We start from the raw sequence: 14,335 nt of genomic DNA on the forward strand, positions 1-14,335 counted from the left end.
TCATACGCCCTTGTGGGCGTTTTTTTGTGCCGACATCTTACTGATCTTATGGTTTATTGCCTGCAAAACATCAGGGGCAAGCAGTGACCAGTCTAAATCGAGTCATCATGGCACGGCGTAGCCGGCAGTGGGTCCGCGGCCTGAAGCCGGAAACACTTGATGTCATTGAGATTTCTGGTTCGTGGGGTAAGCAATTTGGATTTTGCAGCTATGAACAGATTTGGCACAAGCAACATGATATCTGCACCGGACCCGTTCTGGACAAACAGCAGCAGGTGCGAAAGGTCGATCTGGTTTTGGCCAATCAGGTGTGGGAGCACTTGGATCGCCCGGTTGAAGCCACACTGAACGTGCTAGAGATGTTAAGGCCCGGAGGGTTTTTCTGGCTTGCCGTCCCGTTTTTCATTCCGTTTCACACCGCTCCGCATGACTGTTCGCGCTGGTCTGCGCGCGGATTGAAAAACCTGCTCACGGAGTGTGGGTTCGACCCGGATCTCATCCGGGCCGAACAGTGGGGCAATCGGCACGCCGCTTTGCGCAATCTCGAACTTGAATGGCCTCCTGTTTATGACCCTGAGACAGACAATTTGGAGAACGATCCCGATTTTCCAATCTGCGCATGGGCTATGGCTAAGAAATCCAGTGCTTAAGCCGAGTGTCGAAAAATCGCCCGTTCTTACTTTGTTCTAATTTTTTGGTTGGAGACTCAGCCGCTCTCGCCTATCTCTGAGTGACGTTGGTTGTTGGGGGCCTGAATGGCTGAGCTGAAGAATATCGAGGTGCGCGGTGCGCGCGAGCATAACCTCAAGAGCATTGATGTCGACATCCCACGGGATCAGCTAGTGGTGATCACTGGCCTGTCGGGCTCGGGTAAGTCTTCTTTGGCATTTGATACGATCTATGCCGAAGGGCAGCGCCGCTATGTCGAAAGCCTGTCGGCCTATGCGCGCCAGTTCCTCGATATGATGGAGAAGCCCGATGTGGATCACATTAGCGGACTAAGCCCCGCGATTTCGATCGAGCAGAAGACGACCTCAAAAAACCCGCGTTCGACCGTGGGCACCGTAACCGAGATCTACGACTATCTGCGCTTGCTGTTTGCCCGTGCTGGTACGCCTTACAGCCCGGCCACAGGATTGCCGATTGAGGCACAGCAGGTGCAGGACATGGTCGACCGGATCATGACGATGGAGGAGGGCACGCGCGGCTATCTGCTGGCCCCCATCGTTCGTGATCGGAAGGGTGAATATCGGAAAGAATTCCTTGAGCTGCGCAAGCAGGGTTTTCAGCGCGTCAAGGTAGATGGTGAGTTCTATGAATTGGATGAGCCGCCGACGCTGGACAAGAAGTTCCGCCACGATATCGACGTCGTTGTCGATCGTCTGGTGGTACGAGAGGGCATGGAAACACGCCTGGCCGACAGCCTAAGGACCGCACTGGATCTGGCGGACGGGATCGCAATCCTCGAAACCGCACCGAAGGAGGGCGACCCGGAACGCATCACATTCAGTGAGAATTTTGCCTGCCCGGTCAGTGGGTTCACCATCCCCGAGATCGAGCCGCGCCTGTTCTCATTCAACGCGCCCTTTGGGGCTTGCCCCGATTGCGACGGGCTTGGGGTCGAACTGTTCTTTGATGAACGTCTGGTCGTGCCGGACCAGACATTGAAACTCTATGACGGGGCGCTTGCGCCCTGGCGGAAGGGTAAATCACCCTATTTTCTGCAAACGATCGAAGCTATCGCGCGACATTACGAGTTTGACAAGAACACTCCCTGGAAGGACTTGCCTAAGAAAGTCCAGCAGGTGTTTCTGCGCGGGTCTGGTGATGAAGAGATCCAGTTCCGTTATGATGAAGGTGGCCGCGTCTATCAGGTTACCCGAAGCTTTGAAGGCGTCATCCCCAACATGGAGCGCCGCTATCGCGAGACTGACAGCGCTTGGATTCGCGAAGAATTCGAGCGCTATCAAAACAACCGACCCTGCGGCACGTGCGAAGGGTATCGGCTGCGTGCTGAGGCGCTGGCCGTCAAAATTGCGGGTTTGCACGTTGGACAGGTCGTCGAAATGTCGATCCGCGAGGCGTTGGCCTGGGTCGAGGATGCCCCAAATCATCTGAGCGCACAAAAGAACGAGATCGCGCGCGCAATTCTCAAGGAAATTCGCGAGCGGTTGGGTTTTTTGAATAATGTTGGATTAGAGTATCTTACGATGTCTCGTTCAAGTGGTACCCTGTCCGGAGGTGAAAGTCAGCGTATCCGTCTGGCGAGCCAGATCGGCTCGGGCCTGACCGGGGTATTGTATGTACTCGACGAGCCATCGATTGGTCTGCACCAACGCGACAATGATCGTCTGCTGGGAACGCTTAAGAATTTGCGTGACCAGGGCAACACGGTCATCGTCGTTGAACATGACGAAGAGGCCATTCGCGAGGCGGATTATGTGTTTGATATCGGTCCCGGTGCAGGAGTGCATGGCGGACAGGTGGTCAGCCACGGTACGCCCGAGCATATCGCCGGCGATGCGGCCTCGATTACCGGTCAATACCTTTCGGGCACACGCGAGATCCCGGTGCCGGTTGAGCGGCGAAAGGGTAAGAAGCAAAAAGTAGCCGTTGTTAAGGCGACGGGAAACAACCTCAAGAACGTTACGGCCGAATTTCCGCTGGGAAAATTTGTTTGTGTGACCGGTGTGTCTGGCGGTGGAAAATCGACGCTGACGATTGAGACTTTGTTCAAAACCGCCTCGATGCGGTTGAACGGCGCTCGCCAGACACCGGCGCCCTGTGAAACGATCAAAGGGCTAGAGCATCTGGACAAGGTGATCGACATAGATCAGCGACCCATTGGCCGGACTCCACGTTCAAATCCAGCGACTTACACCGGGGCTTTCACCCCGATCCGAGACTGGTTTGCCGGGTTGCCAGAAGCCAAAGCGCGTGGATACAAGCCCGGGCGGTTCAGCTTTAACGTCAAAGGCGGCCGGTGCGAAGCGTGTCAGGGTGATGGCGTCATCAAGATCGAGATGCACTTTCTGCCTGATGTTTATGTCACCTGCGAAACCTGTAAAGGCGCGCGATACAACCGTGAGACGCTTGAGATCAAATTCAAGGGTAAGTCCATCGCGGATGTACTTGATATGACAGTGGAAGATGCGCAGGAGTTTTTTAAAGCGGTGCCATCGATCCGTGACAAGATGGATGCCTTGGCTCGCGTTGGGCTCGGCTACATCAAAGTTGGTCAACAGGCGACCACGCTCTCCGGTGGTGAGGCGCAGCGTGTAAAGCTCTCTAAAGAACTGAGCAAGCGATCAACGGGTCGAACGCTGTATATTCTGGACGAACCCACAACGGGTCTGCATTTCGAGGACGTGCGTAAACTGTTGGAAGTCCTGCACGAACTGGTCGACCAAGGAAATACTGTTGTTGTCATCGAACATAATCTCGATGTCGTAAAAACCGCCGACTGGATAATCGACATTGGCCCGGAAGGTGGCGATGGCGGAGGTCAGATTGTGGCTGAGGGTACGCCCGAAGACGTCGCTGAATGTGAGCGTAGCCACACTGGGCGTTATCTGAAGCCAATGCTGGATGGGCAAGCCGTAGCTGCCGAATAGGAACAGAGCGAGAGAAGAAAATGCTGCGAATTTTCTTCTCTGGTGCTTCGTAGAGCGCTGCGTTCTGAGGTTGTTCAGTCTCTGGACCGCTTCTCAAAACGTGGCAGCATGGCGCTGAAATCGCGCCCCAAGCCATCTTCGTGTTCGACAAACAATTCATAGAGCTTTGTCGCAACCTGTCCCATGGGCGTATCAGCGTCCGCACTCTCGGCAGCCTGTTGGCTGAGACGTAGGTCTTTCAACATCAGCTCGGCGGCGAAACCAGGGGTATAGTTATTGTCGGATGGGCTTTCGGGTCCAACGCCGGGGGCAGGGCAATAGGCGTTCATTGTCCAGCTGTACCCTGAGGACGTGCTGACGACATCGAACATCTTTTGTCGATCCAATCCCAATTTATCAGCAAGCGCAAATGCCTCGCAGGTTGCGATCATCGTCACGCCGAGAATCATGTTGTTGCAGATTTTGGCGGCCTGACCCGCGCCAGCTTCACCGCAGTGAACCGCTTTTTGCCCCATGATTTCAAATAACGGGGCCGCCTTAGCAAAAGCTGCGTCAGATCCACCGGCCATAAAGGTCAAAGTGCCTGCAGCGGCCCCACCAATCCCGCCGGATACAGGTGCATCGACTGATAGCAGACCAGCCTGAGCAGCTTGCTGCGCCACCGCGCGGGCGCTGTCGACATCGACCGTAGAGCAATCAATCAGAACCGCACCGTCTTGCATTGCCGGAACAACTTCATCGGCCACAGCGCGCAGAATTTGCCCGTTGGGAAGCATGGTGATGACGGCGTCGGCTTCCGCAGCTGCAGCGGCGCCAGAGGACGCCTTGGAAACGCCTTCGATGGCGACATCAACTTGATCAAATCCGATGACGTCTTGGCCCGCGCGCGCCAGATTGGCCGCCATCGGGCCGCCCATGTTGCCAAGCCCTATGAATGCGATTTTCATCCCTTACTCCTCTGAAAAGCTTAATGCATCCGCACCGAGCGGTTGCAGCATCTTGGACACTGCGACGGCAGGCACATCCAAATCAGCAAACTGCCATTTTGGGTTGCGATCCTTGTCGATGATCTGGGCGCGAATGCCTTCCAGAAAATCGCCATGCTCCATCGCGCGATAGGTAAACCGGTACTCCAGATCCAGCGCTTTTTGCATTGTCAGGTTGGTTCCGCGCAGCCGATGCAAAATCTCGACAGCACAAGCCATGGAGATAGGAGAGTTTCGCTGCAGTGTGCCGAGAATTTTCGTCGAAAATTCTGTGTCATCGCAGCGCAAGCTGTTCAGGATATCGCCAAGGCTTTCTCCGCTGAATAGCCTGTCGATCTCGCCCTGCATTTCAGCCAAGGGGCTATCCGGTGCGGGCACTGCATGCTCATCTACCAGTTCCGCCCGTCCAGAGGCTTCCAACTGGTCTATCAGTCCCGCCCAATGCTCTTGGGGAATGAAATGGTCGGCAAACCCGGCATAGATCGCATCTCCGGGCCCCATGCGGTGGCCGGTGGTGCCCAGATACTCGCCCAATCGCCCCGGCGCCAGCGCCAACATCAGCGATCCGCCCACATCTGGAACCAGCCCGATTGAGCATTCCGGCATCGCGATCTTTGAGCTTTCTCCAACCACTCGATGGCTGCCATGGCACCCGATGCCAACCCCGCCACCCATGGTGAAACCTTGCAGGAAGCTGATCACTGGTTTTGAGTACTCAAAAATCAAGGCATTCAGTCGGTATTCGTCGCGCCAAAACGTTTGGCCATAAGCATAGTCCGCCTTGGTGCCGGTTGCATAAAGCTCGGCAATATCTCCGCCAGCGCAAAAGGCTTTGTCGCCTTCGGCATCGAGAATGATCAGATCGACTCGATCATCCTCACGCCAGTTGCGCAGAGCGGTATCGATGGCCATGCACATCTCATAGCTAAGGGCATTCAGGGCGTGTGGACGTGTCAGCGTTATGCGCCCGGCACGGCCTGCGGTGCGAATGTCAATATCGGACATCAAAGACCTCAGCGATTGGAGAGCATCTGGCGCGCAACGATCACGCGCATGATCTCGTTCGTGCCTTCCAGAATTTGGTGCACGCGCAGATCCCGCACCAGTTTCTCGATGCCATAATCCGCCAGATAGCCATATCCGCCGTGCAATTGCAGACACTGATCCACAACCTTCGATCCGGTTTCTGTTACGAATTTCTTGGCCATCGCACAGAATTTTGTGGCGTCTGGTGCGCCCTGATCAAGTTTCCACGCTGCCTGACGCAAGAATGTGCGCGCCGCCTGTAGCTCAATCTCCATATCTGCCAGTCGGAACTGCAGCGCTTGAAACTGATCGATCGATTGTCCAAAGGCCTTGCGCTCGGACATATACTGCAACGTCATGTCCAGACCGTTCTGAGCTGCCCCCAGCGAGCAGGAGGCGATGTTCAGGCGGCCACCGTCCAGCCCCATCATCGCGTATTTGAAACCGTCGCCTTCAGCCCCGACCAGATTGCCGGATGGAATTTTGCAATCGTCAAACTGAACTTGCGCGGTTGGCTGGCTTTTCCAACCCATTTTTTGTTCCAGACCACCGAAACTCAGGCCCGGCGTGCCGTCTTCGACATAGACGGTAGAGATTCCTTTAGGGCCGTCTTCACCCGTGCGTACCATGCAGACATAGGCATCCGAATAGCCGCCGCCGGAAATGAACGCTTTTGTGCCGTTGAGCGTGAAGCCTTCATTGGTCCGTTCAGCGCGCGTTTTCAGCGCCGCAGCGTCAGATCCCGATCCGGGTTCCGTCAGGCAGTAGCTGAGGACGGTTTCGAGGCTGAGGATACTTGGCATAATGCGGTACTTCAGATCGTCACTGCCAAAGCTGTCCAGCATTTTGGCGCACATGTTGTGAATCGACAGGAACGCCGCGACCGAGGGACAGGCCATCGATAGCGCTTCGAACACCAGTGTCGCATCCAATCGCGTCAGGCCAGAACCACCAGCCTCTTCCGAGACATAAAGTCCACCAAATCCTAGTTCGCCGATTTTGGGCCAAAGCTCTTTGGGGATGGTTCCGTCTGCTTCCCACTGACGCGCGAAGGGGGCGATGTGGTCTTGGCCAAAGGCGTAGGCCATGTCGAAAATGGCCGTTTGTTCTTCGGTCAGCGCGAAATCCATGACGTGTGCTTCCTGATGGCTATAGAATTGAACGAGCGTTTTATTCTTCAATCCTTACAGAAATTTTTCAATAACGGCAAACACGGCGATTTAGGGGATTTCTGGACGGTGAGGTATACTGCGGGAATTCTGCTTTCTTGATCATTACGGAGTATTCTTATGTCGTCACACAAGCTTGCTGTTATCGCGATTCACGGCATGGGCAGCCAGTACAATCCTCAGAACCAGCCCCCATCAACGACCCCAACGTTTTCCAAAGGGCTGAAACGACGCGTTTCGAACCGGGTCGGCGCGGATATGGATGATGTAATCTGGCACGAGGTGGTCTGGGCACAGATCCTGCAAGGGCGGCAAAAGGCATATCTGCGCAAGGTCAACCGCAGCCTTGGATACGACAAGCTGCGCGAGTTTGTAGTGTGCAATCTGTCGGATGCGGCTTCTTACCGACCAACCCCGGATGATGGCGATAAGATCTATGAGGCGATCCACAAGAAAATCGAGAATGTGATGGGGGTCGTCAAATACCAGGTCGGACCACAGGGGCCTGTACTGATCCTGGCGCATTCGCTGGGTGGGCACATAATGTCGAACTATATTTATGACATGCAAAGACATCTGCGCCAGGGTGGTTCACCGGTTCATCCGACAGATGTTGAAAACATGAAAACCGTTGCTGGCCTCGTGACGTTTGGGTGCAATATTCCGATTTTTCTGTTCGCATATCCCGAGAATGAGATTTTTCCGATCATGGCCCCGAACCGCGCGCTGCCGCCTGCGTTGCAGTTTTCGACCTGGTGGCGAAACTACTATGACAAGCATGATGTTTTGGGTTTTCCTTTGGGCAAAAGCGCGCCAAGCTATGAACAGCTCGCTCAAAGTGGGGCCTTGAAGGATAAGCCGATCAATGCGGGCAAAATCTTTACGTCGTGGAACCCGCTTTCGCATAACGGATACTGGACGGATCGCGATTTGTATGAACCCGTAGCGGACCGGATCAAAGAGATTTTGGCGGCGGTTTGACTTTAAAGGTCGGCGTGAAATTCCTCGATCAGGTGCTTGACCACCGCCATGCCCGGATCATCCCCGCGCGCCAAAGCTTCAGCGTAAACACGGCGTTGGCGGGTGGCGGAGGTGCCATTTTCTGCGATCTGCCGAAGGCGGGCGAGTTCGGTCATGGTGCCCAATGCCTCGGTGTCTTCGGCCAACATGCCCATCAGCTCTCCGATCAGTTCAGCCATCGGCTTGATTGAGCGATCACCGAAATCGATCAGACCTTCGCCCACACCGTAGCGCTGCGCGCGCCAACGGTTTTCGCCGATCAGAAACTTATCATATTGCCGCCAACGAAGATTGCGGTCTTTCAGGCGGCACAGCATCCGGGTCAGCGCCTGCACTAGCGCTGCAAGCGAAAGCGTATGTTCAAGCCTTGGCTGTACGTCCATGATGCGAGTTTCTAGGGTGGGGAACCGGTGAGATGGACGTAGGTCCCACCAGATCTTCGAGGTATCCTCGATAACGCCGAGTTCGACCAGCACGCCGGTGGTGCGTTCGTATTCGCCCCAACTGCCGAACACCGGGGGCAGACCGGTCCGGGGCAGATTGTCGAACACGGTGAGCCTATAGGAGGAAAGCCCGGTGTCTTCGCCGTTCCAATAAGGAGACGAGGTCGACAACGCCAGCAGATGGGGCAGAAAGTAAGAAAGCTGGGGTACCAGGTCGGCGCGCAAGGCTTGATCTTCGACGCCCACATGCACATGCATTCCGCAGATCAGCATCCGCCGCGCCACGCCGCCCAAAGCATGCTGCAGGGCGTCATAGCGTTCTTTCCGTGTATGGTGTTGATCTTTCCAGTTCGCAAACGGGTGGCAAGAGACAGCGATCGGAGCCAAATTATACTCGGCTGCACGTTTTGAAACACAAGAACGCAGGCGCTTTAGATCTTCGCGCGCCGATCTGATCGTAGCATGTGGGCGGGTCCCGACTTCGATCTGGCACTGCAGAAATTCCGGGCTGACCTGGCCTTCGAAATCTGCCTGACAAGCTTCCATCAATGCTGCGGGCGCCTCGGCGAGCTGCAGACTGTCTTGATCGACCAGCAGGTATTCCTCTTCAATGCCGATCGTGAATTCCTGCTGCATGGCGGCCCTCGTTGGTCAATTCACATCAGTGAATACGGAAATTAGCGTTTTGCCAAGGGTTTGGCCTGTCGGTTCTTGCGGAAGTCCTGCGTGCACAGGTAAAGAGCGGGCGCAACGCAATGTGGAGCCGTCCTCGTGAAACCCAGAAAATTTCCGCAGATCAATGCAGCCCTAGATGAGTTGGGTGTCAAGCTGATCGACAAGGTTACGGAACAGGATGAACGGGCGCGGCTGGAAGCGTTCGAACGGGCAGGGGGATTGACCAGGCCCGCTTATGCCCTGTCGCCGGGAATGGACGGATTCGATATCGCGCAACTTGTCGAAGAGTATACGCGCCATGCCGATGCGCTTGCAGCTTTGAAGGACCCGGCGCGAAACCAAACCGGTTATTACACCGGAAACGGATATTACGATAGCCCGGATGCGGATGCGCTTTACTTGATGATCCGCCGCTTTCAGCCCAAGCGCGTGATCGAGGTCGGCTGCGGGAACTCTACCCGCGTGACGCGGCAGGCGATCATAGATGGTGGTTTGGATACGACGATCACGGCAATTGATCCGTACCCGCGCGCAGATATCGCCCATGTCGTCGATCAGTTTGAGCAGAAGCGACTGGAAGAAGTAGATCCCGCGCTGTTCGATCAGCTTGAGGCTGGGGATGTTCTGTTCATCGATTCAAGCCATGTGGTTCGGATGAGCAACGATGTCGCCCATCTATTCTGTCGGATCATTCCGGCGCTGAAACCCGGCGTTGTCATTCATGTCCACGATGTTTTTCTGCCTTATGAATATCCCAAACGGTTCTTCTATGACTGCCCAGGATGGGGTGAGCAATACATGTTGCATGCCTTGCTGCAATCCGGTTTCTATTCAATGCTTTGGCCCGGATATTACCTGCAGCAGGATCGCCCCGACGCCGTCGCAGCGCTGCCGTTTCTAGAAGAGGGCCGTGCGCAGAGCATCTGGGTTCAGCTCAAAGAAAATTGATTTCTGTGTGATCCGGTTCGAACCCAGGCCCGTAACCCTTTCCATAACAAGCTGGAGAGGAGTTAACAGCCATGTTCCGCCGCACATTCATGGGCACTGCCGCCGCATTTGCACTTGCACTGCCCGTCAAGGCACAGGCCGCTGATATCGTAGATACCGCAGTTGCTGCCGGGTCATTCAACACCCTGGTTGCTGCCGTTCAGGCCGCGGGCCTGGTTGATACGCTGAAAGGCGATGGGCCCTTCACCGTCTTTGCACCCACGGATGAAGCTTTTGCAGCTCTGCCTGAAGGCACTGTTGAAACCCTACTTCTGCCGGAAAACAAGGACCAGTTGGTGTCGATCCTGACCTACCATGTCGTGCCAGCCAAAGTGATGTCCGGCGACATTGCAGGAAAGCGCGCGAAGGTTCTGACCGTGCAAGGCGACCGACTAAGCGTGAACGCAAAAAATGGCGTGAAAGTTAATGGTGCCAAAGTTGTGCAGGCCGACATCGAAGCCAGCAACGGCGTCATTCACGTTGTCGACGAAGTGATCATTCCCGAATAAATCTACCACCTTCACGAAAACAAAAGCCCCGTTCCTGATGGACGGGGCTTTTTTGTGTTTCGTGTAGAAACTCGCCGTTTAGACCAAACGTACCTGAGTACCGACCTTTACCAGCGGATACAGCTCTTCAACGTGCTGGTTATAGAGACCAATACAGCCGGACGAGCTCTGACGGCCAATCTTGCGGGTATCATAGGTGCCGTGAACCAGGTAGGCAGGCCAGCCAAGATACATAGCGCGAGTTCCCAATGGGTTTCCAGGTTCACCACCCTCCATGCGAATTGGCAACGAGGGATCGCGCTCGCGCATTGATGGGGTTGGTGTCCAGCTTGGGTTCTCCGCCTTGCGTGTGACTTTGGTATAGCCGCGCTTGGTCAGCTCTTCGCTCATCGGGACAGAACTGGGGTACAGCTTGTAGGTTCCATCCGGCCCCCAGTAATGAACAGCCCGGCTGGTGATATCGGCCAACAATGCGCCGACGCCCAACTCGTCAAAGTGATCCTGCCAATTCTGCTGCGAGAACGATGAAACGTTACGACGTACTGGAAGCTGCGTGCTGATTGCTTCCTCGGTCTGTGGGAAAGCATCAGTGCTTTGAGCACGCACGATAGCAGGGGCCGCAATCAGCGATGCAGCGCCCAAAAGGGCGTGACGACGGGTAAAACGATTTTGGGACAAGGTTGCCTCCAGGGAGTTATGAGCTGCTCGGATAGTTGAATTACCGATAAAATATTAGTGAATGCCTGCTTTTTCCAGAGGGCGACCTCTGAATTTCTTGTGAGGTACGCGATCAGGCAGCAACTAGCGCAGGCACGAAAAAACCCGACCCATGTAGGGCCGGGTTTCCTGATTTGTAAGCTGAATGATCAGTCCATCGCTTTGAAGTTGAACTCGCCACCTTCCTTGATGCCCGACGGCCAGCGCGATGTCACTGTTTTGGTGCGGGTGTAGAACTTGAAGCTGTCTGGACCGTGCTGGTTCAGGTCGCCGAACATCGATTTCTTCCAGCCGCCAAAAGTGTGGTAGGCCAGCGGAACCGGGATCGGAACGTTGATGCCGACCATGCCGATGTTCACACGGCTGGCAAAGTCACGCGCCGTATCACCGTCGCGGGTGAAGATCGCAGTGCCGTTGCCGTATTCATGATCCATCGCCAGTTTCAACGCCTCTTCATAAGAACCCGCGCGTACGGTCGACAGGACCGGGCCAAAGATCTCTTGCTTGTAGATGTCCATCTCGGGTGTGACGTTGTCGAACAGGTGCGGGCCGACAAAGAAGCCGTCCTCATAGCCCTGCAGGCTGAAGTCGCGGTTGTCGACAACCAGCTTCGCGCCCTGCTCAACGCCCGAGTTGATCAGGCCAAGGATACGCTCTTTCGCGGCAGCAGTAACAACCGGACCCATGTCTACGTCGTCGCCCGCTGTGTAGGGGCCGACTTTCAGCTTTTCTACGCGCGGGATCAGTTTTTCGATCAGTGCGTCTGCGGTTTCTTCACCCACAGGAACGGCAACCGAGATCGCCATGCAGCGCTCGCCAGCCGCGCCAAAACCCGCACCGACCAGCGCGTCAGCAGCCTGATCCAGATCGGCGTCAGGCATAACGATCATGTGGTTCTTGGCGCCACCGAAGCACTGCGCGCGTTTGCCGTTGGCGGTTGCACGAGCATAGATGTACTGCGCGATCGGGGTTGAACCCACGAACGACACGCCCTGAATGATTTCGCTGTCCAGCAGGGTGTCCACGGCCTCTTTGTCACCGTTTACGACTTGGAACACGCCCTTGGGCAGACCAGCTTCGACAAACAGCTCTGCCAGCATCAATGGAACAGAGGGGTCGCGCTCGGACGGCTTTAGAACAACTGCGTTGCCGCAGGCCAGTGCCGGGCCAACGTGCCAAAGCGGCATCATTGCGGGGAAGTTGAATGGCATGATCGAAGCGACCACGCCCAGCGGCTGACGCATCGAATACATATCGATGCCCGGGCCCGCGCTGTCGGTGAACTCACCTTTCAGCATCTGGGGCGCGCCGATGCAGTACTCGATCACTTCCAGACCACGCTGCAAGTCACCCTTCGCATCGGGAATGGTCTTGCCATGTTCCCGGCTGAGAGCCTCGGCCAGCTTGTCCATGTCGCGGTTCATCAAGCCAACCATTGCCATCATAACGCGCGCGCGCTTCTGCGGGTTGGTTGCGCCCCAAGCGACCTGAGCTGCTGCAGCGTCTTCGATCGCAGCGGTGGTCTCGGCGACACTGGCCATCGGGCATTGGTACTGCACTTCACCCGTTGCTGGGTTGAATACATTGTCAAAGCGGCCAGATGTGCCAGCGACATTTTCGCCGTTGATGAAATGGGTCAGGTTCTGCATTGCAAACTCCTCCGGATTAAGTTGCGCGAAGAATAGACTTGCGAAAATCACCTGAACAGAGGCAATATTTCAAATCAGTTTTGCAAAAATGCAAAGGGTAGAGCATGACGCCGAATTGGGATGATTTGCGGGTATTTCTGGCGGTCGCGCGCGATGAAAGCCTTTCGGGTGCGGGGCGGGTTCTCAAGATAGACCCGGCGACAGTCGGGCGCAGAATCGCGCGGCTCGAAGCGGCATTGGACGCGGTGTTGTTCACGAAATCACAGCAGGGCTATGTGTTGACGACTGCAGGACAACGCCTGATGGAGCATGGGCTGCAGGCGGAAGAAGCTATGCGTGCAGCGACTGGTGTCATGTCAGGCTCTGCCAAATCGCTAAGCGGTCAGATCCGAATTGGTGCCCCGGATGGTAGTGCCAATTACCTGTTGCCACAGGTCTGCGCCAAGATCAGCGATGCCAATCCTGATCTCGACATTCAGATCCTGGCGTTGCCGCGCATCATCAACCTATCCCGGCGAGAGGCCGACATGGCGGTAACAGTCAGTGCGCCCACCGCAGGGAAACTGCTGGTGCAGAAGATATCCGACTATCGGCTGCATATGGTCGCAACGAAGGAATACCTGAGTCGTCACGCCGAAATTCGATCCATCGAGGATCTAAAAGGGCATCGGATGATAGGCTATATTCCGGACATGATTTTCGACCGCGAGCTGGACTATCTCAACGACATTGGTGTTGAACGTGTCGCGCTTGCATCAAACTCTGTTTCCGTTCAGCTGCGACAAGTTTCGCTGGGAACAGGGGTCTGCGTGGCACATGATTTCACATTGCCGTTCCATCGGGGATTGCAGAAAATCCTGACGGATCAGGTCAGTCTGACCCGGGGGTTCTATCTGGTCCGCCATCAGGGCGATCAGCGCAATGAGCGGTTGAACCGCTTTGCCGAGGCGTTGACGCGCGGAATACGGGACGAAGTAGCGCGGCTTGAGCGCGAAGCTTCACCTTGACACATTCACACATTCCGGCAACGCTTTGGAAAACAGTACGTAATTCCGGAGGTTTTCGCTTATGCTTGTACAGGCCATTCTCAAATCCAAGGCCAGCGGCGGTGTGGAGACGGTCGAGCCAACGGCATCCGTTTCTCAGGCTGCCGAGATTCTTGCGGAAAAGCGGATTGGTACTGTGGTCATTTCCGAGGATGGGGGGCAGACGGCAGCGGGCATTTTATCCGAACGAGACATTGTTCGCGAGTTGGCTGCCAGCGGCAGCGGATGCTTGGATAAACCCGTTAGCAACTATATGACCAAGCAACTTGTGACCGCCAGCCAGCAGGATACTGTTGAGTCTATCCTGTCCCAGATGACCGAAGGTCGATTTCGCCACATGCCTGTATTGGAAGATGGCAAACTGGTCGGCATCGTTACGCTGGGTGATGCGGTCAAGGCGCAACTGGCTGAACTTGCTATGGAAAAAGACGCGCTTGAGGGCATGATCATGGGGCACTGAACGCGGGGGCTGTTTCAGCCTCTTGCACCTGCGG

The 14,335-nt window shown here is 55.6% G+C and carries 13 protein-coding genes; 7 read left to right on the top strand and 6 right to left on the bottom strand.

What is annotated here, in order from left to right:
* Window positions 1-107: 107 nt before the first annotated feature.
* Together ACR0AW_RS01790 and uvrA are read left to right on the top strand one after the other, a co-directional pair.
* Window positions 108-650, top strand: coding sequence for a methyltransferase domain-containing protein (locus ACR0AW_RS01790; protein WP_480444161.1), 543 nt, complete (start codon window positions 108-110; stop codon window positions 648-650).
* A 105-nt stretch (window positions 651-755) separates the two neighbouring features.
* Window positions 756-3,614 carry an excinuclease ABC subunit UvrA gene (uvrA, locus tag ACR0AW_RS01795; protein ID WP_170510559.1) on the top strand — a complete coding sequence of 953 codons (2,859 nt, stop codon included), beginning with the start codon at window positions 756-758 and terminating at the stop codon, window positions 3,612-3,614.
* A gap of 74 nt (window positions 3,615-3,688) precedes the next feature.
* Here uvrA and mmsB read toward each other — a convergent pair whose 3' ends face one another.
* Genes mmsB through ACR0AW_RS01810 form a run of 3 tightly spaced genes read right to left on the bottom strand, consistent with a single transcriptional unit; the run spans window position 3,689 to window position 6,756 of the window.
* A complete protein-coding gene (gene mmsB, locus ACR0AW_RS01800) occupies window positions 3,689-4,561 on the bottom strand; it encodes a 3-hydroxyisobutyrate dehydrogenase (RefSeq protein WP_170732084.1) in 873 nt (290 codons plus the stop codon).
* Window positions 4,562-4,564: 3 nt separating this feature from the next.
* The gene (locus ACR0AW_RS01805; RefSeq protein ID WP_170732086.1) at window positions 4,565-5,605 is read right to left on the bottom strand and encodes an enoyl-CoA hydratase/isomerase family protein; all 1,041 of its coding nucleotides are present in this window, start codon (window positions 5,603-5,605) and stop codon (window positions 4,565-4,567) included.
* A gap of 8 nt (window positions 5,606-5,613) precedes the next feature.
* Window positions 5,614-6,756 (bottom strand): acyl-CoA dehydrogenase family protein, encoded by a 1,143-nt coding sequence (locus ACR0AW_RS01810; protein ID WP_170732088.1) that lies wholly within the window; start codon window positions 6,754-6,756, stop codon window positions 5,614-5,616.
* A 159-nt stretch (window positions 6,757-6,915) separates the two neighbouring features.
* Between ACR0AW_RS01810 and ACR0AW_RS01815 the strand changes: the two genes are divergently transcribed.
* Complete coding sequence (locus ACR0AW_RS01815) at window positions 6,916-7,776, top strand: hypothetical protein (protein ID WP_170393198.1); 861 nt, start codon at window positions 6,916-6,918, stop codon at window positions 7,774-7,776.
* 2 nt (window positions 7,777-7,778) lie between these two features.
* Here ACR0AW_RS01815 and ACR0AW_RS01820 read toward each other — a convergent pair whose 3' ends face one another.
* Entirely contained in the window at window positions 7,779-8,894 is a 1,116-nt protein-coding gene (locus ACR0AW_RS01820; RefSeq protein WP_170510546.1) for a carboxylate-amine ligase, read from the bottom strand.
* A 135-nt stretch (window positions 8,895-9,029) separates the two neighbouring features.
* On the opposite strand from ACR0AW_RS01820, the gene ACR0AW_RS01825 reads away from it, so the two are divergent.
* Both ACR0AW_RS01825 and ACR0AW_RS01830 read left to right on the top strand, forming a co-directional pair.
* Window positions 9,030-9,881, top strand: coding sequence for a class I SAM-dependent methyltransferase (locus tag ACR0AW_RS01825; RefSeq protein WP_170610464.1), 852 nt, complete (start codon window positions 9,030-9,032; stop codon window positions 9,879-9,881).
* Between the two features lie 71 nt (window positions 9,882-9,952).
* Window positions 9,953-10,429, top strand: coding sequence for a fasciclin domain-containing protein (locus ACR0AW_RS01830; protein WP_170732089.1), 477 nt, complete (start codon window positions 9,953-9,955; stop codon window positions 10,427-10,429).
* 78 nt (window positions 10,430-10,507) lie between these two features.
* Here the strand turns inward: ACR0AW_RS01830 and ACR0AW_RS01835 are convergent, their stop codons facing one another.
* Window positions 10,508-11,107 carry a L,D-transpeptidase gene (locus ACR0AW_RS01835; protein WP_170393194.1) on the bottom strand — a complete coding sequence of 200 codons (600 nt, stop codon included), beginning with the start codon at window positions 11,105-11,107 and terminating at the stop codon, window positions 10,508-10,510.
* A 188-nt stretch (window positions 11,108-11,295) separates the two neighbouring features.
* A complete protein-coding gene (locus ACR0AW_RS01840; protein ID WP_170405524.1) occupies window positions 11,296-12,795 on the bottom strand; it encodes a CoA-acylating methylmalonate-semialdehyde dehydrogenase in 1,500 nt (499 codons plus the stop codon).
* A 104-nt stretch (window positions 12,796-12,899) separates the two neighbouring features.
* Here ACR0AW_RS01840 and ACR0AW_RS01845 point away from each other — a divergent pair, with 104 nt between their 5' ends.
* Together ACR0AW_RS01845 and ACR0AW_RS01850 are read left to right on the top strand one after the other, a co-directional pair.
* Entirely contained in the window at window positions 12,900-13,802 is a 903-nt protein-coding gene (locus ACR0AW_RS01845) for a LysR family transcriptional regulator (RefSeq protein ID WP_170405527.1), read from the top strand.
* Between the two features lie 61 nt (window positions 13,803-13,863).
* A complete protein-coding gene (locus tag ACR0AW_RS01850) occupies window positions 13,864-14,301 on the top strand; it encodes a CBS domain-containing protein (RefSeq protein WP_170405529.1) in 438 nt (145 codons plus the stop codon).
* Window positions 14,302-14,335: the final 34 nt, after the last annotated feature.

Source organism: Ruegeria sp. C5 (assembly GCF_056537605.1).